Here is a 23929-nt window from a genome sequence, read left to right on the forward strand (position 1 = left end):
TGCTTGAACCACACTTTCACTAAAAAAGGTCAGGGAGGCGAAAACGATTGAAGAATAAAGAAGGACTGCAGAAACAACTTAAAACAAGGCACATCACGATGATCTCCTTAGGAGGCATTATCGGAGCAGGGCTGTTTGTCGGCGCAGGCTCCGTCATCAACTCCACCGGACCGGCCGCCGTCATGTCGTATGCATTTGCCGGCATACTCGTCGTGTTCCTAATGCGGATGCTTGGCGAGATGGCTGCCCGCAATCCGGACAGCGGCTCATTTGCCACCTACGCCCGCGAAGCCATCGGGCCATGGGCAGGATACACCATCGGCTGGCTCTACTGGTTCTTCTGGGTCATCGTCATCGCCATCGAGGCTGTAGCCGGCGGAGCGATTGTTCACGGATGGATTCCTTCCATTCCGATCTGGACATGGAGCCTCATCTTAACCGTCTTGCTTACCATGACCAACATCTTCTCCGTCAAATCATTCGGAGAGTTCGAATACTGGTTCGCATTGATCAAAATTGTCGCCATCACGCTATTTATGGGAATCGGATTGGCGATCATCTTCCATCTGTTTCCGGGCATTAAATCTCCGGACACAGCCAACCTGGTCGGAAGAGGCGGTTTTGCTCCGAACGGATTAAGCTCTATTTTCCTTGGGGTAGCAACCGTCATCTTCGCCTACTTTGGGGCCGAGATTGCGGCCATTGCGGCAGGCGAATCAGAAGATCCGAAAAAGACGATCCGGATCGCCATCAAAAGTGTTGTCTGGCGTATTCTCATTTTCTACATCGGTTCCGTCGCCATTCTCGTTACCTTGCTGCCGTGGAACTCAACAACCGCGCTGGAAAGCCCGTATGTAACGATGCTGAAGATGGTCAACATTCCAGGTGCAGGACTAATTATGAACATCGTCGTCCTCACGTCTGTGCTTTCCTGTTTGAACTCAGCACTCTATACGAACTCACGCATGATTTATTCTCTCGCTCAGCGTGGAGATGCACCAAAAGGATTCCTTAAGCTGAGCAAGCAAGGCGTTCCGGTCCGGGCAGTTTGGGCAGGAACCATCGTTGCCTTTATCGCTGCCATCTTTAACTTTGTATCACCGGACAAGCTGTTTCAGTTCCTCGTCAACGCATCCGGTGCCATCGCCTTGATCGTATACCTGGCGATTGCCATCTCGCACATCGTGATCCGGCGTCGAGCAGAAGCTAAAGGCGAAGCCCTTGAATTGAAAATGTGGCTCTTCCCGGGCTTATCGTACTTCGTGATCGCAAGCATCGTCGTCATTCTCGTGTCGATGGCATTTATCAGCTCCATGCGCTCACAGCTGCTCCTTACCTTGCTCGTAACAGCAGCGGTCATCGCTTCCTATTTCTTATTGAAAAAGAGAAATGAAGCCGCGAGAAGCCGTTATGAAGAAAAAACGGCGAGCCCGATGATTGATTAAATAAGGAAGCCCCGCCCTTTTGCTAGTTTGCTGGCTGGAGGGTGGGGTTTTTGCGGTTTTATGGCTAGAGGATTTTCTGATCGTTTAGTTGAATTTCATTTACAGAAAGGAGTGGCATGATGAATTTTAGTATGACAGAAGCGATAGAAATTCTGGAGCGCACCCCGCAATCATTAGCGTATTTTTTGTCCGATTTATCGCCTGGCTGGCTGCAATGCAATGAAGGCGAAGGAACGTGCAATGCAGATGAAGTAATCGATCATCTCATTGGGGGAGAGAAAAGCAACTGGATCCCAAGGCTGGAGATGATTCTTAGGGACGGTGAAAGTAAACCTTTTCCCCCGTTTGATCGCTATGCTCATATAAATGATGAACCTGAGACGCCGATTGAACAAAAGCTGGCTGAGTTTAAAACGATTAGAGAACAAAATATCACCCAACTGAAGAAACTGATCCAAGACGAATCTCTTCTTGAATCGAAAGGCAGCCACCCTGCATTTGGACCGGTAAAAGCGCGGGAACTCATTTCTACGTGGGTCGTTCATGATATGACGCACATCGCTCAAATCGTGCGTGTGATGGCGGAAAGGTACAGGACAGATGTTGGGCCGTGGATTGAATATTTGGGGATATTGAAGAAGTAAGACGGCTGGTAGTTTACCATAATTGAGGTTTGGACAGTAAATGTCTGAGTTTGGACAGTATTTCCTTCACTTTGGACAGTATTTCTCTCATTCTGGACAGTAAATCCTGTATTTCGGACAGTATTTTCCCTCACACATCACAAAACAACCCACGCGGCCTTAGCCGGGTGGGTTTCCTAATTTACTTACATCGACGTCATCGCCCAAATCGACACCGACACACCCTCTCCAGAATTAATATACCGGTGAGGCGTCGTGCTAGAGAAATGTATGCTGTCTCCTTCATGAAGATGAATCTCTTTTTCTCCCAAAATAACCTTCAGTTCACCCTTCAGCACAATCCCGCACTCTTCACCCTGGTGAGAAACAAGCTCTGCTTCACTCATTTCCCCCGGCTCGATCTCGACCATCAGAAAATTGAGTTTCCCACCGCGGTTTGGCGTCAGCTCATGGTACTTTACCTTTTCATCAGAAAGCTGGATCAACCGGCGCTGCTGTTTCCGTACGACGAGCTCATCTTCTTCCACACCTTCAAAAAAGTAATGCAGAGGAACACTCAGACTGCTGCAGATTTTCCAAAACGTGCTGACCGTGGGATCGACCAGTCCTCGCTCAATCTGAGACAGCAGGCTGGGGCTTAATCCGGTTTGCAATGCGAATTCCTGCAGCGTGAAGTTGCGCTGCTTCCGCAGTTCTCGAAGCCGCTCTCCCTGAATCAAAGCTATTCCTCCTTATTCTTGGAGATGACAGGCAAAGCCATGCTCCTCTGTCTTATTTTCAAACGGGGGAGCCTTCAGGCAAACTTCCATCCGGAAAGGACAGCGATCATAAAACACACACGCCTCATTCCCCGCTTTCACTTCAGCAGGCTGTGCAAAACTTAACTTTTCCGCATCCTCTGACTCAAAAATACTCGGCAAAGACGAAAGCAATATTTTTGTATACGGATGGCGCGGCCGTTCAAAGAGCTCAGCTGAAGGGCCCAGCTCCACAATTCTGCCTTTGTACATGACCGCTATCTGATCACACATGTATCGAATCACAGACATGTTGTGGGAAATGAACAGATACGTTAAATTACGTTCTCTCTTCAGCTCCTTCAGCAAGTTCAGCACCTGGGCCTGAACCGAGACATCCAGTGCAGAGGTTGGTTCATCCAGCACGATAAACGAAGGATCAGTGATGAGTGCACGGGCAATCGCAATCCGCTGACGCTGCCCGCCGCTGAATTCATGCGGATAGCGGTCAAGGTGCTCCGCTTTTAATCCGACCCGTTTCATCAGAGAAATAAGGCGCAAGCGCTCTCCTTTTTCTTTTCGCTGCTTGCTATCCAGTGCCAGCAGCGGCTCGAGAATAATATCCTTCACCCGCATTCGCGGATCGAGTGAAGACTGCGGATCCTGAAACACGGTTTGGATTTCGCCCGGTCGGGGACGCTTAAATTTGTTCTTTTTCCATAAAGGGTTCCCTTGGTAATGAATTATTCCATTTGATGGCACTTCCAGGCCGATCAGCATCTTTCCGAGCGTGCTCTTCCCGGAGCCTGATTCACCGACAAGTCCGAGAACACTTCCTTTTTTAACACGAAGATTAGCGTCACTGACCGCCTGAATCACATGCTTCCCTTTAGAAAACGACTTCTCCACTTTTTCAAATTGAATGAGTGTGCTCAATGGCTTGTCCCCCTCAACCAGCAGGCTGCTGAACGGTTATCTGAGACCGGTTCAAGAGCAGGCGCAGAAACACCGCAAATGTCGATAGCTTTGCTGCACCTTGAAGCAAATGCACAGCCGGCCGGCCGGTTCTGAAGATCTGGAACTTCACCTGGAATCGCTTTTAACGGATGGCCGGGATCCGCCAGATCAGGAAGGGCGTGAAGCAGTGCTTCCGTATACGGATGAGAAGGCGCGTTCAAGACCTCATCTGTCTTCCCTTCCTCCACCACCTCTCCGGCATACATGACCATGACCCGTTCGCACACCTTGGACACAACACCTAAATCATGCGTGATCAAAAGGACGGACGTCCCTCTTTTGGCATTCAGCTCCTTGATCAACTGTAAAATTTCCTGCTGAATGGTAACATCAAGGGCAGTTGTTGGCTCATCGGCGATCAGCAGATCGGGTGGTGCAGACATCGCAAGTGCAATCACAATCCGCTGGCGCATGCCTCCGCTCAATTCAAACGGATACTTTTTAGCCACAAACTCAGGATCATGGATATGCACATCACGCAAGGCTTGAACGGCCAGCCGGTACGCTTCTTTTTTCGAGACGCCGCGATGGCGCTTCATCACTTCTGCGAGCTGATTCCCAACTTTCATCGTTGGATGCAGGGCGGTCATCGGCTCCTGAAACACCATGCCGATCTTCTTGCCCCGAAGGCTCTGCATCTCTTTTTTTCCAAGCCTCATAAGGTTCTGTCCCAGATAGGAGATCTCGCCGTTTGAGATGTGAGCGTTGGAGCCGAGCAGCCCTAAAATGGATAGAGCGGTCACCGATTTACCGGAACCCGACTCCCCCACAACCCCTAAAATTTCTCCTTTATCAATCGAAAGGCTGACATTGCGGAGGGCCTGAACCTTTCCTCTCATGCCTGTAAAATCCACACATAAATCTTTCATCTCCAATACCATGATGCACCCCTCCTAACGTCCGGCCTTGGGATCCAGAATGTCACGGATCCCGTCACCGATTAAATTTAACGAACCTGCAGACAGGAAGAGGAACAATCCAGGAAACGCCGGGTACCACCAATAATCCAATAAGTATTTCCAGCCAATGCTGATCATCGCGCCCCATTCCGGTGTGGGTGGCTGAGCTCCCAAACCGAGAAAACCGAGCGTAGCGATCATGAGGATGGCATCGCCGACATCAAGAGTCGCTTGAATGATGACCGGTGACACGGAGTTTGGAACGATGTGTTTCACAATGATCCGCCATGGGTTAATCCCGAACGATTCTGCAGATTTCACGAACAATTTTTCCTTAATAACGAGCGACTCGCCCCGAGCAAGCCGGACATAGACTGGTATCTTCACGATCGCTATGGCGAGCATCGCGTTTTGCAGGCTCGGTCCAAGAGCAGCAGCAAGAGCCATCGCCAGGATCAACGTCGGAAAGGCCATGACCATATCCATAATCCGCATGATGATTAAATCCAGTACGCCGCCAAAATAACCGGAAACGGTTCCGATCAGAATTCCGATGATACTCGCAATGATGATGACGGTGATCCCGACGCCAAGTGAGATCCTTGCTCCGTACAAGATCCTCGTTAGAATATCCCTCCCTACTTCATCCGTCCCAAACCAGTGATGAAAAGACGGGGCCTGAAACTTTTGCGAGATATCAATTTGCGTTGGGTCATAGGAAGTCAAGACCGGCGCCAGCAAGGAACAGATGACGATGAATGCCAGAATACTTACACCCACCCATGTCATCTGGTTTTGTTTCAGCTTGTACCAGAAAGGGTGAACCGCCTTAACCGGCTGGATCTGGTTGGTTTCTCTGTGCAGAGGTGTTTCCATGTCCTCCCCCCTATCCTTTAATTTGCGGATCAAGCACGTAATAGGTGAGATCCACAATGAGATTGATGATGACGTATCCGACGGCGATCAGCAGGGTAAAGCCCATCATGGCCGGAAAATCAAGATAAGCGATCGAATCGACCACGTATTTCCCCATGCCCGGCCAGCCAAAAATCGTTTCAGTCACCACGGCTCCCCCTAAGAGTGAGCCAAAGGAAATGCCGACGACGGTAATAGTGGGAATCAAAGCATTTCTTAGTGCGTAACGGAAGAACAAGAAAGGCCCATGAATGCCATTGGCAATCGCTGTACGAATGTATTCCTGCTCCATAATTTCAAGCATGCTTGCCCGCACCTGCCGCGTAATGACCGCTAATTGCGCGTAAGACAGCACGATGGCCGGCAGCAGAATATGATGAAGGCTGCTTTTCAGTGCGACCATATCTCCGCTCAGCAGGCTGTCCAAAAGATAAAAGCCTGTGATGTGCGTCGGCGGATGGATGTTGATGTCCAAACGTCCGTTGGCGGGAAACCATCCCAGATAGCCGTAAAAAATCAAGATAATAACTAGCCCGCTCCAAAACACCGGTGTAGAGACCCCGCTGATAGAAAAGATTCGGCTGGCATGATCCCAGATGCTGTTCTTTTTCACAGCCGCCAGCACGCCGAGCGGAATCCCGATGCCTAAAGCAAAGATAAAAGCAATCACCGCCAGCTCCATCGTGGCAGGGAAAAAGGCTTCCAGATCATCCAGGACCGGTTTTTGCGTACGGATCGATGTGCCGAGGTCACCGCTCAATATCCCTTTCATGTACGTTTCATATTGAACCCAGAGGGGCTTGTCCAACCCGAGCTGCTGGCGTACTTGCTGAAGCGTTTCCTGATTCGCCCGCTGACCCACCATCATCCGGGCAGGATCACCCGGAATGACGTGTGACAGCAGAAAGGAGACCAAAGTGACGCCAAACACGACGAAGAGAAGGAGGCCCATTCGGTTTAGAATCATCTTCTTCATGTTTCAACACTCCACTTGTCTGTTATTTGGACATATCTGCAAGATTGTACATGCTCTCGAGCATCGGATTGTACACGAAACCTTTTACGTTTTTGTTCATCGGAAGCAGGAAGTCCTTCTGATACAGAAGAATGTAAGGTGCATCATCAATGACCATGTTCTGAGCCTCCTGATACAGGGCCTCACGCTTCTTTTCATCGTTTAACGTGGCCGCTTTCCTCAGCTTCTGATCGACGGCATCACTTTTGTAAAACGCACGGTTACCCGCAAGCCCGAAGTTCTTGGAATCAAACCAGTAGTTCATGAACGCGTACGGATCACCGAAGTCAGGGCTCCACATACCGAGCGCCAGATCAAAGTCACCTTTGTCGATCATTTCCCTTGAGGTCGCATACGCTACTTTTTTCAGGTTCACTTTAATCCCAATATCCTTCAGGTTCGACTGAATGGTTAATGCCTCCGTCTCCCACCAGGTTTTGTTGTCGGAATACAGAAGATCAAGGCTTATGTTGGACACACCCGCTTCTTTTAACAGCGATTTCGCTTTTGCTTTGTCATACTTGTACTGCTGTGCTTGGTCGTCATGGCCCCATAATCCCTTAGGAATCGGTCCTCGCATCTGCGTTCCGTACCCTTGCTGTACCGCGTCGATCAATTTATTGTAGTCGATAGCATAGTTCAAAGCCTGACGTACTTTCTTGTTCTGAAGGGCTTTATTGCCTTTGCTGGAGTTAACATATACATATTCCACGAGCAGGCTCGGCTCCTGAAGCAGCTTGGCGTTTTTCATCTTTTTCACGCTGTTGATTTGATCTACAGGAATGCCCTCCGCGATATCAATCTCGCCTTTTTCCAGTTGAAGACGCTGTGCGGATGGATCGGCAACAATTTTAAAATAAACCTTCTTAAACGCTGGTTTTTTAGCGGCATACTTGTTCTGATCCAGTCTCACATACTCGCCTTTCTTCCATTTTGCGAGTTTATAAGGGCCGCTTCCCATCGTTGTTGTCGCAAGATAGTTTTGCCCTGAGTCACCGTTCTGTTCATGCTCCATGACTTTTGGGTTTACAATGCTTCCGTAGTTCGCTGCCAGTGTTGATAAAAAGGGAGGGAAATTTTCTTTCAGTTTAAACGTGATGGTTGTAGAGTTTTCTGCCTTAATTTCTGATACGAGGCTGTAAACTTCTGAGGGGCCTTTTGCAATTTTCTTGAGGCGCTCAAAGCTTTTTTGGACGGCTTGTGCGTCCACAGGGATTCCGTCAGCAAACTTGTGTCCTTCGTTCAGGGTAAACGTCCAAGTCTTGCCGTCTTTGCTTACTTTCCATTTCTTCGCGAGTCCGGGTTTTACTTTCGTGCTTCCTCCGTCATACTCCACAAGGCGTTCATATGCCGGATATGTAAGTTTCCATGCGGAATTATCCATTGTTACTGCGGGATCAATGGTACCTTGGTCAGCAGTCGTCGCAATCGTCAGGACATCCTTTCCGCTTGTGGCTTTTGAATCCTTCGAATCCTCACCATTGGATGGTGTTGCGTTTGAATTCTTCACACAGGCCGATAGCAAAGCAAGAATCATTACAGCAATGAGTAACAAACTAAGTTTCTTTTTCATCGTTCTCCTCCATAACCCTTAGTTTTTTAAAATACCAAAATAGATGGTGCTGTTCCCTGTGGCGTTCGCCCATCTCCGATTTCCATAATCATAGTGCCACCACTCTACTGAATTCGACACAAAGCCAGCTTCCTCCATCACCTTCCGCAGCAGTCTGCGGTTATCCCGAATGGTTTCTTCCTGCTGAGTCAGCTTATCCTTTTTTTCATACCACTCAAGCTCTGCCTTTTCAGTAAAATCATCAAAGTCCGTCCCCATGTCGACCCAGCCGTTCTCGTCCGCAATCGTCAAATCCACCGCTCCACCCGTAAGGTGCGGCGAAGGCTTCGTAAGATCACGAGTCGGAATCGCTACATACTTTGAGATTTCTTCCTGGATTTTTTCCTGGGTGAGGTTTTGTTCTTCAAGGTCTGCTTTAATAGCTTGATAGATGGACAGCTGAGTTTCATAGGATCGCCAGCCGTCGAGGACGACCAGTTTTAAGTTTTGAGGTAAGTAATTGGCTGCTTTGATGAGTTTTTCGACCGTTCCTTTTCGCAAAAAACAGTCATTTTCTGATCCAGGCAGATTCATGTGGTAATAGTAAGGATACACTTCAATGTTCGGCGAGATGTTGGATAGGGAGAGTAAGGGGTCTTGCTGATCGGTCAATGGGCCAGTTGAATCCGAGTTGGTTTTGTCTGACAAATAGTTACACCTCTTTTCAATAAATTGAATTTTCTAACAATATATTAAAGATAATGATATATTTACCGACATCATATTGCAATCATCCATTGGAAGATATTCCTAGGTAAAAAGAAGGGTTTTTTTGGATGAGTATTGTGGATTGGACAGTAAATCCTGCACCTCGGACAATAATTGCTTCCAAGGTAAAAAAACAACCCACACGGCCTTTGCCGGGTGGGTTCCGTAACTAGTTTTTTAAAGACTAAACTTCTCCTTAATCATCCGGGCCATCTCTTTCGCACTCAGATGTGTGTTATTGATCCTCAAATAGTTCTTCCTCTTGATCTCGCCATCCAGAGAGTTCAGCCGGTATTTATCCATGGAAGTGATAAGTTCGTTATCCGACCACTCCAGGTTGCGCTTTGTCGGCTTTTGCTCCAGCCTGAACTCGCTCTTGTTTCGCTCCCGGCGTTCTTCCACATTGGCCTCCAGCTCAACCAAGTACACTTCAGCACCCTGTGCCTCGAATATCCTGCAAACCTTCTCCACATAGTCCCAGTCACCCTGCTCGTTAAACGCCCACACATACGTGAAGATCAAGCCGTACAAGTCGCTTTTGGCTACTTCCTCAAAGATCTGCTCCCGAAAAGAATGGACGAGCCGGCTTCCCTCTTTCGTACCGTAATCAAAAAAATGATGCACTAATTCAATCGTCATATGATTGTGAAACAGCTTTAAATCTGTTAATTTAGTTAATTCGTGTCCAACGGTCATCTTCCCGACCGCCTGCGGACCAAATAGTAATACGAATTTCATAGTTCCTCCTTGACTAACAACCATTCTAACCCTTTAAATTTTCCAACTATCTATATTTTCCTTTTCGTTCAAAAGATAGGACAGCTAATCAAATAAAACGATGAGTCCCATTACTCTGACAGATGATAAAGCTGTTGCTATATCCACCACACGTTTCATCCAATAACCAATGAAGTGTGATTTGTCTAAACATAAAAAGGGAAGTTTACCTCCCCCTTCTACTCACATCTATTTTCTTTAAGCGAGTTTTCCATTTAGTTCAAAACGTTTAGCAATCTGCTCAACTATTGCGTTACCTATTTGAATGGATGCAGTAGCCGCAGGAGATGGAGCATTGCAAACATGCAATGAACGTACTCCAGAGAAGATGGCAAAATCATCTACCATGCTGCCGTCATACTTAATTGCCTGTGCTCGAACGCCCGCGTGGGTTGGAACAATATCCTTTTCTGTTAACTCCGGAATCAGTTGCTGCAAACTATGTAAAAACGCCTGCTTGCTGAAGGAACGCATGTACTCTTTCAGGCCTTCTTTCATATTAGGCATTGCCATCTTCCAGAAGCCCGGATAGGTCAATACCTCCAAAAGCTCTTTCACATTAATGTCCTTTTTAGTATAACCCTCACGTTTAAAAGCCAATACAGCGTTGGGTCCTGCATGGACATCCCCATTAATCATCCGAGTAAAATGGACGCCAAGAAATGGGAAATCAGGATTAGGTACCGGATAAATTAAATGTTTTACGAGATGCCTTTTTTCAGGTGTCAATTCATAATACTCACCTCGGAATGGCACAATTTTCATACCGGTATTTAAATCGGCCATTTTAGCCACGCGATCACTGTGCAAACCCGCGCAATTGATTAAAAAGCGTGCTTTTATCGTACCTCGGGTTGTCTCAAGTGATACACCCTCCTTCTCTTCAGCTACGTTTTCCACTTTCGTACCAAGACGGATTTCGCCTCCACCTTCTTCAATGATATGGGCAAAAGTAAGGGATACACCTTTATAATCTACAATTCCTGTACTTGGCACCCGGATCGCACCTACTCCTTTTACATGCGGCTCTATCTCCCGAAGTTCTTCTGGCACAATTTTCATAACATCCAGCTGATTCTGCAAGCCCCGCTCATATAGATGCTCTAACAACGGCAGTTCTTTCCGTTCGGTCGCCACGATGACTTTCCCGCACACATCATATTTAATTCCATGTTCCTTGCAGAAATGCACCATTGCTTTACTCCCTTCACGGGCAAAACGTGCCTTGAAACTCCCTGGTTTATAATAAATACCCGAATGAATGACCCCACTGTTATGACCCGTTTGATGATGGGCCAAGTCCTCTTCCTTTTCGATGACGATAATTTTTGAGCCTGGGTATTGCTTCGTAAGCGCCATGCCTGCTGATAAACCAACGATTCCTCCCCCTACAATTGAAAAATCATACATAATATCCCTCTTTTTTAATGGTAATTTAGATGCTAGGTTTTAATTCCCGCCATTGTAGAGCTGGGCCGTTCACTTTTACATACTTGCACAAGAGGGCAAAGATCACCATGACCTTTGCCCTGCCTACTTTTTATTTGGTTTGAATCTTCATCGAAAGATACTTATCCTCTAAATAATCATCAATTCCCTGGTGACCGCCTTCACGACCCATTCCACTCTCTTTTATCCCTCCGAACGGAGCTTGGGCTACAGTCGGTATTGCATCGTTCATACCAATGATTCCAAATTCCAAAGCTTCTGAAACTCTGACGGACCGACTGGCATTCTGTGTATAAAAGTACGCCGCTAAACCATAAACCGTATTATTTGCTTGTTGAATCACTTCTTCTTCTGTGTCAAAAGGTATAATGGGAGCCACAGGTCCGAATGTTTCCTCATTGGTAATCAGCATTTCATTCGTTACTTCATCCAAAATGGTAGGTTCATAGAACAATCCATTGGAAAGTTCCCCCTTCAGCCTTTTCCCGCCGCAAAGAAGACGAGCTCCTTTATCTAAAGCGTCTTGTACGTGCTCTTCTACCTTTGATAACCCATCACGGCTTACCAGAGGCCCTACCTCAACGGTTGAATCCAGGCTATTACCGACTTTAAGAGCTTTTGTTTTTTCCACCAATAGTTTTGAGAACTCCTTAATAACTGAACGCTGAACATAAATCCGATTCGCACAAACACACGTCTGTCCTGTGTTTCTGAATTTACTGGCAACGGCCCCTGCAGCAGCTTCTTCCAGATCAGCATCATCAAAAACGATAAATGGAGCATGCCCGCCAAGCTCTAGTGACAATCTCTTTAATTGGGAAGCAGATTTGGCGACCAAAAGTTTCCCCACCTCAGTAGAACCTGTGAAAGATATCTTCTTAACCACCTGATTATCAAAAATCTCGTCTGAAATAGGACCAGAATCCCCGGTTACCACATTCACAACACCACGAGGAACTCCCGCCATTTCCACCAATTTACCAAATGCTATGGCACTGATAGGAGATTGTTTGGCTGGCTTCACAATCCCTGTACATCCTGCAGCCATCGCCGGGCCGATTTTTCGAGTCATCATGGCTAGCGGGAAATTCCAAGGGGTAATGGCAGCAACTACTCCGATCGGTTGACGAATCACCATTAATCTTTTATCAGGTGCGGAAGCAGGAATGGTTTCCCCATAGATCCTGCGTCCTTCTTCAGCAAACCACTCCAAATAACTGGCCGCAAAGAACACTTCCCCCTGTGCTTCCTTAAATGGTTTTCCCATTTCCATGCTCATAATTTCAGCTAATTCATCTTTGTATTCATGCATAAGATCACGAATTTTCAATAGATATTTACCACGTTCTCCTGCGGTTAATTTCGACCAAGACTTAAACGCTTCACCAGCAGATTCGATGGCCTGCTTTGTTTCGAAGCGTCCTCCTTTTGGAACTTGGGCGACGACTTGACCGTTGGATGGATTAGTAACTGAGAACGTTTCTCCGCCATGAGCGCTTGTCCATTCCCCATTTATAAACATTTTTAGTTCACTTAAGTTAACTAATGAGTCTACTTTTAACATATAAATCCTCCTCTTATTAATGGGTTACATGCCGGTTGCGACATTTTTTTCCTCTGTGTTTTCTTCGTTGAACGATATTCTCTGATTTTTAATAATGAATGTATAGGCTAATGAAGCAATTCCACAAATGACTATTGGTATAATCAGCGCAATGGTAAAATTTTTAAATTGAGAAATGAGCAGCCCGGTTACTACAGGAGCGAGCCATCCAGCTAGATTTCCTACAAAGTTTTGCAATCCTGCCAGCTTTCCTTCAGCCCCAATCGGAGCGACATCCGAAACAGTTGCCCATAAAATACCCGCTGCCAACCCCTCACCGCCAATGGCAATAGAGATAAAGATAAGTGCTGTCATCGCATCTTTTGTATATATGGTCGGAATAATAAATAACGGAAAAAGCATACCGATCGCCAAAATCGTTTTTCTGGCTTTAATAGAATTCCATCCTCTTCTGATTAACCAGTCAGATAGAACACCGCCAAGAATGTTCCCCAGGAAAGACATAATCCATGGAAGCATTGTAAAAAATCCGGCCTTTAACAGGGTCATATGCCTTTCTACTACTAGATAAGTAGGCAGCCAGGTCATCATTAAATAGGTCAAGTAATTATGTGCGAATAAGCCATATAGCATGGGCCATACATTTCTATACCTTAGAAATTTTAATGGTGAGACTTTAATAGCAAGCTCACTTTTTGTTTCTGTTTGTCCCGCTGCAATATAATTAACCTCGGCTTTATTCGCAATGGCACTTTGGCTTGGTTGATTTCGGAAAAAGAAAAGCCAGAACGCCAGCCAGATAAACCCAATGGATCCGATGACGACAAAAGCCATCTGCCAGCCCCATTTTTCAATGATCCATGCCAGTACCGGAGTTGTAATTCCAATTCCAATTGCTGTTCCTGAGTTAAATATTCCGTTTGCAACCCCCCGTTCATTCGCAGGCAGCCAATCAGAGATTACTCTAGTATTTGTTGGAAATGCAGGTGCTTCTCCAATTCCCATCAGGACACGGATTCCGATCAATGTACCGATAGACCGGCCCAGTCCCGTGAATACCGTACATAAAGACCACCAAACAATAGCAATTGAATACGTTACTCGTGCCCCTAATTTGTCTACAATCATCCCCACTGGAATTTGCATTAAAGCATACGACCAAAAAAATGCGGATCCTAAGATGCCAAATTGAACGGTTGAAAGAGAAAGATCTTTCATCATCGAAGGCCCTGCAATTCCCAGAATGGCCCGGTCCATATAGTTCACTGTTGTAGCAATGAAAAGAAGGACAACTACCAGCCATCTTCCATTCGTTTTCTTCATACGCTCACCTCTTATTTTTCATTTATAAGTTGAATACGCTTCCAAAAACTAAGTCAAAGTACGCTCATTTTATTGTGTTCGTTATAGCTGTCTTCCAGATCACCATGATAAGCCTTTTCAATGATCGCCTGAATATCAGCAGGCCTTGTAAGCCTTGGATTCACATGTACATTCCCGCTTCTCATTGAGTCTTCCACAAGCTTTTCCATTAATTGTAACGAAACGCCCAAGTCCTTTATATTGAGGGGGATATTCATTGACTCATTCATTCTGATAACCGTTTCAATCGCCTCTTTGGCAGCCTCCATCTCAGGAAGACCATTGACTTCTCTACCTAAAGCAATGGCAATATCTTTATATTGCGCAGCACATGCCGGCAAGTTAAATTTCATCACAAAAGGCAGTAATGCTGCATTTGCAATGCCATGAGGAATATCAAACGTGCCACCCAGCGTATGCGATATGGCATGCACATTTCCCAGACGTGATTGGGAAAACGCAACTCCAGCAAGCATTGCAGCAACAAGCATCTTTTCCCTGCTTTCAATATCCGTTCCCCTAAAATACGCCTTTGGCAAATGCTCACCAATCATTTTAATAGCTTGTATAGCATATCCCTGGCTAACCGGATTAGCAGTTTTAGATGTATAAGACTCAATGGCATGCGTTAAAGCATCCATTCCGGTCGAGGCTGTAATTTCCTGTGGCAGCTGGAGGGTAAGAGCTGGATCAAGTATCGCTAGATCTGAAAATAAATAGGAACTTAGCACACCCAGCTTAAAGGAAGTTTCTTTGTTGGTCACTACTGACGAATTTGTGGCTTCACTGCCGGTTCCTGCTGTAGTAGGGATCGCAATAATTGGCAGTGGGGGAATCTTAATCATGCCCACACCCTCATAATCAAGGATATCACCGGGATTCACAGCCATTACTGCTATTGCCTTTGCGGTATCAATACTGCTTCCGCCACCGACACCAAGTACTGCATCACAATTTCTTCGCCTAAGAACCTCGGTACCTCTTCGAATAGTGTCAGCGGATGGGTTCGGCTCTACCTCATCATAGATTTCATATACCAAATTAACTGCATGGAGCGACTTCATGATTCCTTCTAACAGATTCGCTGACCTTACCCCTTTATCAGTTACAATTAAAACCCTGGAAACATCCAGTTCATTAACTAATTCTCCTGTCTTTTTAGACATACCGTTTCCGCATTCCACTCGGGTAGGCATAAAATAAGTAAACGACAATGTTTGAACCCCTTTCTGTTTCACTTTCTTAAATCAAATGCCACTTTGATCTTTTATAAGGCTTTTCGAAGCAATTCTTCCAAACCATGGAGAGTGGGGACCCTCGGATTATTTCGGACCAAACGGTCAATCTGCAAAGTTTTCTCCGCAATTTCGGAAACATCTTCTTCTTTTATTCCTATATCTGAAAGGTGTGTAGGCAATCCAATCGTCTCAAGTAAGTTAAAGACAGCTTTTGAAGCAGCCAATGCCGCTTCCTTTCTGGATAAACCATCAGGGTTGATGTCAAAAGCTTTTAAAATTTTCACCATTTTTTCTGTTTCTACTGCCGTATTAAATTCCATTACATATGGCAGCAGGAGCCCTGTCACTTCTCCATGTGGGGATTTTACAAGTCCCCCAATGGGATAAGCTAACGCATGGGCTGCCGCAGTTCCAGCATTTGAGAAAGCCATTCCAGCAAGCAGACTGCCCAATAACATATTTGAGCGTGCTTCAAGATTTGTCCCTTGCTGTACCGCGAGCGGAAGATTCTTGGAAATTAATTCAATTGCCCTGTAAGCAAGAGCATCACTAATGGGAATTGAACCTTGAAACAAAATACGGCCTTCTGCTTGGATAAATGAAAATGGTTAGCTGTGTATGCCTCAATGGCATGGGATAAGGCATCTATTCCTGAGCAAGCTGTTACGTATGAAGGAAGGCCAATGGTTAACTCGGGATCAAGCAACGCAACAGTGGGCCGAAGATAATTATCCGAAATTCCCACTTTTAGATTGTTCTTAACATCAGTCAATACTGAAACCGATGTGACCTCAGAACCGGTTCCGGCTGTCGTTGGAATTGCTACTAAAGGAGCAATTGGTCCTGGAACCTGATTTTCCCCTCCATAATAATCAAGCGGATGTCCTCCATGCGCGACCAGAAGGGCAACAATCTTTGCCATATCTATGCTGCTGCCTCCCCCCAACCCAATAACGGCATCGGTATTTTGTGACTTGGCAAACTCATAGCACTCCAAGGCTGAATCTATTGGGGGTTCTGGTATAACTTGATCATAAACAACAGCATGGTAGTTGGCCTGCTCTAAAAGAGCTAAAACTTTATCAACAATGCCGGCCTGTTTAATTCCAGGATCAGAAATAAGCAGAACATTTTTTGCTCCAAGCCTTTGAAGAATTTCACCCAGTTGCTGAATTGCCCCATTCCCAAATACAATTCTCTCTGTAGAATAAAAATCCCATGTAGTTCTCATACCTTTCACCCCTCCTTACAAATTGATCACAACAAGCTTTTCATCTGTCATTTCCTGAATAGCAAAATGAGGACCTTCTTTACCAATTCCACTGTCCTTTACACCACCATAGGGCATAACATCAGCGCGATATGTAGACACATCATTGATAATGACCCCGCCAAAATGGAGCTCCCTTGTGGCTCGCATCGCTAAATGGAGATCGGATGTAAACAGACCGGCCTGCAAGCCAAATGCCGAATGATTCGCTTGTTCGAATGCCTTTTCAATTTGGTCAAAAGGAATAATGCTTATGACAGGTGCAAAAACCTCTTCACATACCACCTTCATCTTTTCAGTGACATCTACTAAAATGGTTGGTTTAAGAATAGCCCCTTGCCTTTCCCCGCCGTATATCACTTTTGCCCCCTGATGAACGGCTTCCTGAATCCATTCTTCTGCTCTTCTTGCTTCTTTTTCTGATATCATCGGCCCTATATCGGTCGCAGAATCGGCAGGATCCCCAATCTTCAAAGACTCGGCAACTTTTATAGCTTTTGCTACAAATGAATGATAAATGTCACGATAGGACATAGACGCGTTGTACGGAAATACAGGCCTGTCCTGCATTTGAAAAACCCCTCGTAATACATAAATCTGCAGCTCTGTCGATATCAGATACATCTTTGTGAATAATATTGGGTGAATTGTTACCTAACTCCAATGTAACCTTTCGGATTCCCGTCTTACTTTTAATTTGACGCCCAACGGCTGCACTGCCTGTAAATGTATACATTGCGATGCGCTCATCTTCTAAAAGATATTGGCCCGTTTCTTGGCCACGTCCGTTGACAACATTCAGAAACCCTGCAGGTAATCCAGCTTCTGTTAGTATTTCTGTAATCTTGCACACAATAAGGGGAGTTACTTCAGCCGGTTTTAAAACTACTGTGTTTCCTGCGGCAATCGCTGGTGCAACTTTATGTAAAGTTAGATTAAATGGAAAGTTAAACGGTGTTATAGCACCAATAACCCCTACTGGAACACGTATCGTATACGCCATTTTATTTTCATTTCCCGGCTGCCCTAAAGGCACACCTTTGCCAGCAATCCGTTTAGCTTCTTCAGCAGAAGTAATCAGCGTTTGAATTCCTCTATCGATTTCCCCCCGGGCATCTTTTAATACTTTACCTACTTCACTTACAAGAATCATAGCCAGTTCTTCTTTTCTCTCTCTTACTATTTCTGCAGCCCGCATTAAAATCTCATATCTTTGATTGGAATCCAGTTTCTTTGTCTGAAAAGTATGTAATGCATTAGTAACAGCTTCAGTAACTGTCTTCCTGGATGCACTGCCGATCCGTGAAATCTCTTCATACGTATATTTGTTAACTACAGGGATTGTATTTTGATCAGTAATCCATTCTCCATTTATAAAATGTCCAAAAAATGCGCTTGATGTATTTATTGTTGTTCTCACTTCCATTCCTCCTAGAAGACGTATTTTAAAAATAAAGCGCTTTCAAATAACATGTAATTTAATTACCATCAATCTGTTGCTCCATCAGGACAATAAATCACATGTTCATTTCTTTTTCTTACTGAAGATGATTTCATTCTAAATAATATATTATTTTTTAAGAATATATCACATAATATATTATTGTGTAAATATTCAAAATAAGAAAAAATAGTATAAATTAAGTTAGACTATTAAAAATCCTGATTTAATCAAGTTTTACAAAAATGCAGTATTATATTTCTAAATTATTTTTTATTCCCTTGAATGAAATTAGCCAAAAAAATAATATATAATTTTAATGAGATATTATATTACTTTGCTGTGACACATTACAAAATGGTAATCTTGATATAATGAAAATGTAGTAAGATAGGAGACTTTCAATGATAAGAGAGAAAGAACGAGGAGAGACAACGGAATATGTCTATAATTTGTTAAAAGAGAGAATTTTCGATTGGAGTTTATCTCCTGGAGAAAAAATAAACATTAGAAATTTAACTCGGGAAATCAGTATTAGCGCCATACCTTTAAGAGAAGCCTTGTCTCGCCTTCATTCCGAGAAATTAGTCGTTTTAGAACCAAATAAAGGGTATCGGGTCAGTGATATCCTAGATAACGACAACATGTCCAAGATGTTAGAAGCACGTGTTTTGATGGAGACTCATGCCATCCAAAACATTATCCGAACCAATAATCTGTCTGTAGCGGAAGAAATGACCAGGCTCACTGAACAAATGTTTTCAATCCATTCGGACATACCCAATAAAAAAATACTCGACTTCACGCATTTAGATCAACAATTTCATATTGCCTTAATGGAAGCCGGCGGAAACAATTTTCTGTGCAAGGCATACGAAGGAATGCATTGTCATCTTCATATCGGCCGTTTTTATTATGTAAGAGGTGAGGTTGATCAAAGGGAGGCCCCTTCTGAACATTTGGAGATTATCGAAGCCATTCGAACGCGAGATGTTTTAAGAGCAGAAAATGCTGTTTCCAGCCATATTCAGGATTCTATAAAACGGTTATTGAGAAAAGCGTAACCAAAGAAGCCAACTCTATCATAGAATCGGCTTCTATCTTTATTTTACCTTTATGTTTCTCCGCCGCAGCATACTAGGACTTCTTATCATGGTTATGAAAATCGAGAACAGCGATAACAAACATTCCAAAACTAAGCATTAACGAGATGACTTCGAATGTGTTCATTAACATCGCCTCCTTTATTTTCAGTCTCCCCGGCACCAAATTTGTCCTATACAGTTTTTTTGGAAAATTTCAGCTGAATCTGGAGTGGCTTGAGGACGGAATTGAGCCGAAATTGAAATAATTGAGTCTAACGGAGAATTAATTGATTCTAATTCAAAATAATTGAGCCTAACTGGCAATTAATTGTTCCGGTCTGAAAATTCAGACTTCTCCGCACAAGCAATAATCCCTCCTTACAAAAAAGAACCCCGAAGTCACCAAGACTTCGAGGTTCAAAACACTCACTAAATCGATTTAGTTTTAATCAGCACTATTCCAAATTACTATGACGCATAAAAGCCGATTCATTATCTTCTGTTTGCCTTGCTCCATAGCTCAAGCAAACCGCGTCGCAAAAAACGTGTACACATTGATCGAAAAGAGAACCCAAAGGCTGAATGCTTGCTGCTTCGTTATCTCCTCTGTACTTTGTAGCTGCAGGAAGGTACGCCACAAGGGTTGCATGCCCAGCTAATTCAGAATCCGTTTTTGTTGTAATGGCAATGACCGGGCATCCAAGCTCTCTTGCCTTTTCAGCCGTATTCACAACACTTTTGGTTGTTCCTGATCCGGACACTGCTACAACCACATCACCCGATTCCAAAGCCGGAGTAATCGTCTCCCCCACCACGAAAACGGATGCGCCTAAATGCATTAATCTCATAGCGAAAGATTTCGCCATAAATCCTGATCTGCCCTCACCTGTTACAAAAATACGTTCACCCAATCCTATCTGCTCCGAAACAGACTCTACGAGATTGGGCTCAACCTGGTTCAACACACCTTGTATCTCAAGCAATATGCTGTTCAAATCATTCATGAGCATTCTCCTTATGCTGTTTTGCCATCTCATAAAAGGTTTTAGCAGCAAGCGCTGGATCCTCAGCCTTTGTGATGCCAGACCCGATAATGACAACGTGAGGATCATATTTTGCTGTGTCAGAAAAGGAATCAATCGAAATCCCGCCGGCGACCGCTGTATTTACTTGCTGGCCAGAAAAAGACGGGACATGCAACCGGCCATGATCTTCTCCGCTTTCCTGCTGATCTTTACTTACATGTGTACAAAGGATAGCATCCTCCAATTGACTGCACATCTTTACTTGTTCCTCTGATGTGTTAAGCAGATCAATCATGACCTGTTTGCCATGCTTTTTAGCGGTCTCCATACAGGCTTCAATAGAGACAAGAGGGGCTGTTCCGAGCACCGTTGCCACATCGGCACCTGCTGCAAAACAAAGCTCAAATTCATAAACGGCATTATCAAACGTCTTACTGTCTGCCACGATCGTTTTATGAGGAAAAGCTTCCTTTAAACTCCGTACACTTTCCATACCGAATTCTTTAATCAACGAAGTGCCTACCTCAATCCAGTCGATATACGGCTCCACTTTTTCAGCTATGGACAAAGCTTCTTCAATCGATAACCGATCCAGAGCAAGTTGAATATTCACAGGGACTGAGCCTCCATTTTTTGAACGCTATGCTCATTGTTGATTTTCACAAGCAACGTAAAGATGACCGATAGCACAAGGGAACCTGCCATAAAGATATAGGATGCGCTTGGTCCGCCCGTCGCTCCGTTCAGGTAGCCTACAAAATAACTGCCTACAAATGATCCTAAAGCACCCATGCTATTGATCAAGGCCATGGCTCCTCCTGCAACGTTTCGCGGCAGAATCTCTGGAATGATGGCAAAGAACGGCCCATATGGTGCATACATTGCCCCGCCAGCGATCACTAAGAGACCAAACGATACCCAGAAGTTTGACGTGCCTACTGCATAGGAACCATAAAATGCGAGGGCACCGATCAGCAGTGAAACCCATACAAAGCTTTTACGATTGAGGGTTTTATCAGAGTAATAGGAAACGAGCAGCATTCCAATTACCGCAAGAACATAAGGGGCAGCTGAAAGCCAGCCTGTGGCCACGATGTCCATTTTGGACGCTTTTGAAATAATGGAAGGAAGCCACATCACAAAACCATAAACACCAATGCTCCAGAAGAAATATTGGAGAGAAAGATAAATGACTTTCTTTGTTTTAAAGGCTTCACGGTAATTTTTCACAGGTTTCATCCCTGTTTGTTCTTTTTGAAGCTCAGTTTCCAAGTTCTTTTTCTGCTCAGCCGTCAGCCATTTCGCTTCCTTAGGACGGTCATTCACAAGTTTCCACCAGATAAACGCCCATAGAATGGCAGGAGCCCCTTCAAAAATAAACATTGTACGCCAATCGAACGCTTTTAACAAATAACCGGATAAAATAGACATCCATAAAACCGTAACCGGGTTTCCTAAAATTAGAAATGTGTTGGCACGAGAACGCTCAGCCTTTAAGAACCAGCCGCTTAAAAAGACGAGCATCGCCGGCATAACAGCGCTTTCAACAACCCCCAGAAAGAAACGGATAGGATAAAGCCAGGTGACATGGGTTGCAAAACCGGTAGCTGTTGCAAGACCTCCCCAAAGAATCAATGACCAGAAGACGAGCTTCTTTGCACTTTTCTTTTCAGCATAGATCGCTCCGGGAATCTGAAAAAAGAAATAACCTAAAAAGAATAAGGAAGCCAGGAGGGATGAAACAGAGGTCGTAATATTCAAATCTTCACCCATTCCACCTGCAACACCAAAACCATAGTTCGCACGATCAAGATACGCTAAGCTATAGGTAATAAAAGCGATTGGAATTAAGATCATCCAGCGCTTTCTACTTGCTAATGGATCACTATTCTTCATCATTGGAAACACTCCTTTATCGTCATTTTTTGTTAAGTTCCTCACGCTTCAGCAAGAAGAGAAGTATAATTTAACGCTTCATCACCATCCGTTAAAGGAAACTCAATGGCTCTCGGAATATCAGTTGAAAAATACCGAATGAGGTTCTTCCATTCGGAAGCATCATCCTTGGGCAATGGCAGGGTTACAAGTCTATCATTCCGTTGGTCTACGTATTTAAAATGCAGATAGACGACATATTCAGATAGTAATTTTGCGGCAGACAAAACGTCTTCCCCTGTAAACGCCCAATTCCCAATATCAAATGTCATTTTTACAGGAACCTGCAGTGTCTTTGATTCCTTAAGGAAATGGTGGATTTTTTTAATGGAACCGCCATGTGCCGTCTGATCATTTTCAATCGTAATTTGCAAATCGAGATTCTCTATTTTTAATGAAGCAAGCCATACTTTTAACTCCATGACCCTTGATGTTTGCATGCTGTAATGGCCGAGTGAGAATTTCACAATGGAGGCACCAATTGTAATCGCTTCCATAATAGTCAATGCAACCGCCTCTTTATTTAACGATCCTGACTCATTAAATAATTCAACAGGTGCCGAATAAACGGAGGTTAAATGATACTCCTCCAATTGGGTGCGAAGTTCTTGCAAAGAGAACGAATCGCCAGTAAAAAGTTCTCTTCTGATCTCCGCACCGTGGGCCCCTGCTTGAGCAATAAGCGGAAGGAAGTGCCCCTGTCCCTTCTCTAAGACTTCTTCAGCCTGAAAGGAATTTAATGTAATAAAGGCATTCTGCATATATTCCCCCTTACCCGAGGGATCAGTCTGAATCTCTTTCGATAAGACTTGGCTTATAGCGAAAGACCCCTAAATCCCGCTCGTCTTTGTTTTTGATCTGGCTCAGCAGCAGGTCAACGGCTTTTCCCGCCATTTCAACCGCTGGCTGCGCTACTGTTGTAATAGGAGGCGTAAAAAAGCTTGCGAACGGCACTTCATCAATGCCAATCACTGCTGCGTCGTCCGGGATGCTTAAGTTCCGCCCCTTCATAAATCTCAGCACTTCATTCAGGACAATATCATTTCCGGCCAATATTGCGTCCGGGGGTGCAGGAAGGTTAAACATTTCCTCAAGTACTGCCGGCAGCTGATCGGCAGCTGCACTCTTCACATACTCTTCTTTTACCGGAAGGCCGTGGGCATTCAAAGCATTCCTATACCCCTCAAGGCGTTCGATTCGCGGGGTTATGCTGCGAATAATCGATGTGGTAACCAGCGATATTCGCTTGCGGTCATTTTTCACCAATTGATCAACAGCCAGTTTTGCTGCCATATGGTTATCGAGCATAACCGTGGCAATGTTCAAATCCTTAATCGTTCGGTCCACAAAAACAACCGGAAATTGCATTTGCTTCATTCGTTCATACAGATCGAGGTTGCTGCCTGTCGGGAAAATCATGATTCCATCCACTTGCTTGGCCAGAAGCATCTCAATATACTTCTTTTCTTTTTCCGGCTCGTCGTCTGCATTGCACACAATAATCTGATAGCCTTGTTCGTGAAACGCATCTTCCATTGCCCTTATAATTTGCGTGGAAAAGGTGTGAAGAATATTGGCAACTACTACTCCGACAGTGAACGTTGCTTTTTGCTTTAAACTTCGGGCTACAATATTAGGCTGATAGTTTAATTCTTCAATGGTTGCTTCAATTTTTCTTTTTGTTTTTTCACTCATATAATCAAATCTGTTATTTAAGAATTGAGATACGGTGCTTTTTGATACTCCCGCATGTTTGGCTACATCAGCTATCGTAATGTTTTTCATGTCATC

General features: G+C 44.6%; 23 protein-coding genes and 1 pseudogene. 3 read left to right on the top strand and 21 right to left on the bottom strand.

The window, feature by feature from the left end:
• The first annotated feature begins 47 nt into the window (after positions 1-47).
• Both M1K46_RS02965 and M1K46_RS02970 read left to right on the top strand, forming a co-directional pair.
• Complete coding sequence (locus M1K46_RS02965) at positions 48-1445, top strand: amino acid permease (RefSeq protein WP_256224814.1); 1398 nt, start codon at positions 48-50, stop codon at positions 1443-1445.
• A 119-nt stretch (positions 1446-1564) separates the two neighbouring features.
• A complete protein-coding gene (locus M1K46_RS02970) occupies positions 1565-2089 on the top strand; it encodes a DinB family protein (RefSeq protein ID WP_256224815.1) in 525 nt (174 codons plus the stop codon).
• A 185-nt stretch (positions 2090-2274) separates the two neighbouring features.
• Here the strand turns inward: M1K46_RS02970 and M1K46_RS02975 are convergent, their stop codons facing one another.
• The 15 genes and pseudogenes from M1K46_RS02975 to M1K46_RS03045 form a co-directional block, all read right to left on the bottom strand.
• Entirely contained in the window at positions 2275-2808 is a 534-nt protein-coding gene (locus M1K46_RS02975) for a helix-turn-helix domain-containing protein (protein WP_256224816.1), read from the bottom strand.
• Positions 2809-2820: 12 nt separating this feature from the next.
• Complete coding sequence (locus M1K46_RS02980) at positions 2821-3762, bottom strand: oligopeptide/dipeptide ABC transporter ATP-binding protein (RefSeq protein WP_256224817.1); 942 nt, start codon at positions 3760-3762, stop codon at positions 2821-2823.
• Positions 3759-4724 carry an ABC transporter ATP-binding protein gene (locus M1K46_RS02985; protein WP_256224818.1) on the bottom strand — a complete coding sequence of 322 codons (966 nt, stop codon included), beginning with the start codon at positions 4722-4724 and terminating at the stop codon, positions 3759-3761. The genes M1K46_RS02980 and M1K46_RS02985 overlap by 4 nt, the downstream gene beginning before the upstream one ends.
• A 12-nt stretch (positions 4725-4736) precedes the next feature.
• Positions 4737-5618, bottom strand: a complete 882-nt coding sequence (locus M1K46_RS02990; RefSeq protein WP_256224819.1) for an ABC transporter permease — start codon at positions 5616-5618, stop codon at positions 4737-4739.
• A 10-nt stretch (positions 5619-5628) separates the two neighbouring features.
• Positions 5629-6633: an ABC transporter permease gene (locus M1K46_RS02995; RefSeq protein WP_256224820.1), complete on the bottom strand. Its 1005-nt coding sequence runs from the start codon at positions 6631-6633 to the stop codon at positions 5629-5631.
• A gap of 22 nt (positions 6634-6655) precedes the next feature.
• A complete protein-coding gene (locus tag M1K46_RS03000; protein ID WP_256224821.1) occupies positions 6656-8245 on the bottom strand; it encodes an ABC transporter substrate-binding protein in 1590 nt (529 codons plus the stop codon).
• Positions 8246-8263: 18 nt separating this feature from the next.
• Positions 8264-8932: a M15 family metallopeptidase gene (locus tag M1K46_RS03005; protein WP_256224822.1), complete on the bottom strand. Its 669-nt coding sequence runs from the start codon at positions 8930-8932 to the stop codon at positions 8264-8266.
• Positions 8933-9169: 237 nt separating this feature from the next.
• Positions 9170-9730: an AAA family ATPase gene (locus M1K46_RS03010; protein ID WP_256224823.1), complete on the bottom strand. Its 561-nt coding sequence runs from the start codon at positions 9728-9730 to the stop codon at positions 9170-9172.
• Positions 9731-9967: 237 nt separating this feature from the next.
• Positions 9968-11179: an L-2-hydroxyglutarate oxidase gene (gene lhgO, locus M1K46_RS03015; protein WP_256224824.1), complete on the bottom strand. Its 1212-nt coding sequence runs from the start codon at positions 11177-11179 to the stop codon at positions 9968-9970.
• 130 nt (positions 11180-11309) lie between these two features.
• Positions 11310-12782, bottom strand: a complete 1473-nt coding sequence (locus M1K46_RS03020) for an NAD-dependent succinate-semialdehyde dehydrogenase (RefSeq protein WP_256224825.1) — start codon at positions 12780-12782, stop codon at positions 11310-11312.
• A 24-nt stretch (positions 12783-12806) separates the two neighbouring features.
• Positions 12807-14105, bottom strand: coding sequence for an MFS transporter (locus M1K46_RS03025; protein WP_256224826.1), 1299 nt, complete (start codon positions 14103-14105; stop codon positions 12807-12809).
• Positions 14106-14158: 53 nt separating this feature from the next.
• Positions 14159-15358 (bottom strand): iron-containing alcohol dehydrogenase, encoded by a 1200-nt coding sequence (locus M1K46_RS03030; RefSeq protein WP_256224827.1) that lies wholly within the window; start codon positions 15356-15358, stop codon positions 14159-14161.
• A 53-nt stretch (positions 15359-15411) separates the two neighbouring features.
• Entirely contained in the window at positions 15412-15957 is a 546-nt protein-coding gene (locus tag M1K46_RS03035; RefSeq protein ID WP_256224828.1) for an iron-containing alcohol dehydrogenase, read from the bottom strand.
• The gene (locus tag M1K46_RS03040) at positions 15900-16613 is read right to left on the bottom strand and encodes an iron-containing alcohol dehydrogenase (RefSeq protein ID WP_256224829.1); all 714 of its coding nucleotides are present in this window, start codon (positions 16611-16613) and stop codon (positions 15900-15902) included. The genes M1K46_RS03035 and M1K46_RS03040 overlap by 58 nt, the downstream gene beginning before the upstream one ends.
• Positions 16614-16628: 15 nt before the next feature.
• Positions 16629-18078 (bottom strand): annotated as a pseudogene (locus tag M1K46_RS03045) (aldehyde dehydrogenase family protein).
• Between the two features lie 419 nt (positions 18079-18497).
• Between M1K46_RS03045 and M1K46_RS03050 the strand changes: the two are divergent.
• Positions 18498-19157, top strand: a complete 660-nt coding sequence (locus M1K46_RS03050; protein WP_256224830.1) for a GntR family transcriptional regulator — start codon at positions 18498-18500, stop codon at positions 19155-19157.
• 73 nt (positions 19158-19230) lie between these two features.
• On the opposite strand, the gene M1K46_RS03055 is transcribed toward M1K46_RS03050, so the two are convergent.
• The 6 genes from M1K46_RS03055 to M1K46_RS03080 form a co-directional block, all read right to left on the bottom strand.
• Complete coding sequence (locus M1K46_RS03055) at positions 19231-19323, bottom strand: putative holin-like toxin (protein WP_231689193.1); 93 nt, start codon at positions 19321-19323, stop codon at positions 19231-19233.
• A gap of 310 nt (positions 19324-19633) precedes the next feature.
• Positions 19634-20182 (bottom strand): 6-phospho-3-hexuloisomerase, encoded by a 549-nt coding sequence (gene hxlB, locus M1K46_RS03060; RefSeq protein WP_091002495.1) that lies wholly within the window; start codon positions 20180-20182, stop codon positions 19634-19636.
• On the bottom strand, positions 20175-20816 hold the full coding sequence (hxlA, locus tag M1K46_RS03065; protein ID WP_256224831.1) for a 3-hexulose-6-phosphate synthase: 642 nt from the start codon (positions 20814-20816) through the stop codon (positions 20175-20177). The genes hxlB and hxlA overlap by 8 nt, the downstream gene beginning before the upstream one ends.
• Positions 20813-22102 carry an MFS transporter gene (locus tag M1K46_RS03070; protein ID WP_091002491.1) on the bottom strand — a complete coding sequence of 430 codons (1290 nt, stop codon included), beginning with the start codon at positions 22100-22102 and terminating at the stop codon, positions 20813-20815. Before M1K46_RS03070 ends, hxlA begins: the two co-directional genes overlap by 4 nt.
• A gap of 38 nt (positions 22103-22140) precedes the next feature.
• Complete coding sequence (locus tag M1K46_RS03075; protein ID WP_256224832.1) at positions 22141-22899, bottom strand: sugar phosphate isomerase/epimerase family protein; 759 nt, start codon at positions 22897-22899, stop codon at positions 22141-22143.
• Positions 22900-22921: 22 nt separating this feature from the next.
• Positions 22922-23923, bottom strand: a complete 1002-nt coding sequence (locus M1K46_RS03080; RefSeq protein ID WP_256224833.1) for a LacI family DNA-binding transcriptional regulator — start codon at positions 23921-23923, stop codon at positions 22922-22924.
• Between the last annotated feature and the right edge of the window lie 6 nt (positions 23924-23929).

Origin of the sequence: Fictibacillus sp. WQ 8-8, from assembly GCF_024494405.1 — a bacterium.
Classification (GTDB): Bacteria; Bacillota; Bacilli; order Bacillales; family Fictibacillaceae; genus Fictibacillus_C; species Fictibacillus_C marinisediminis.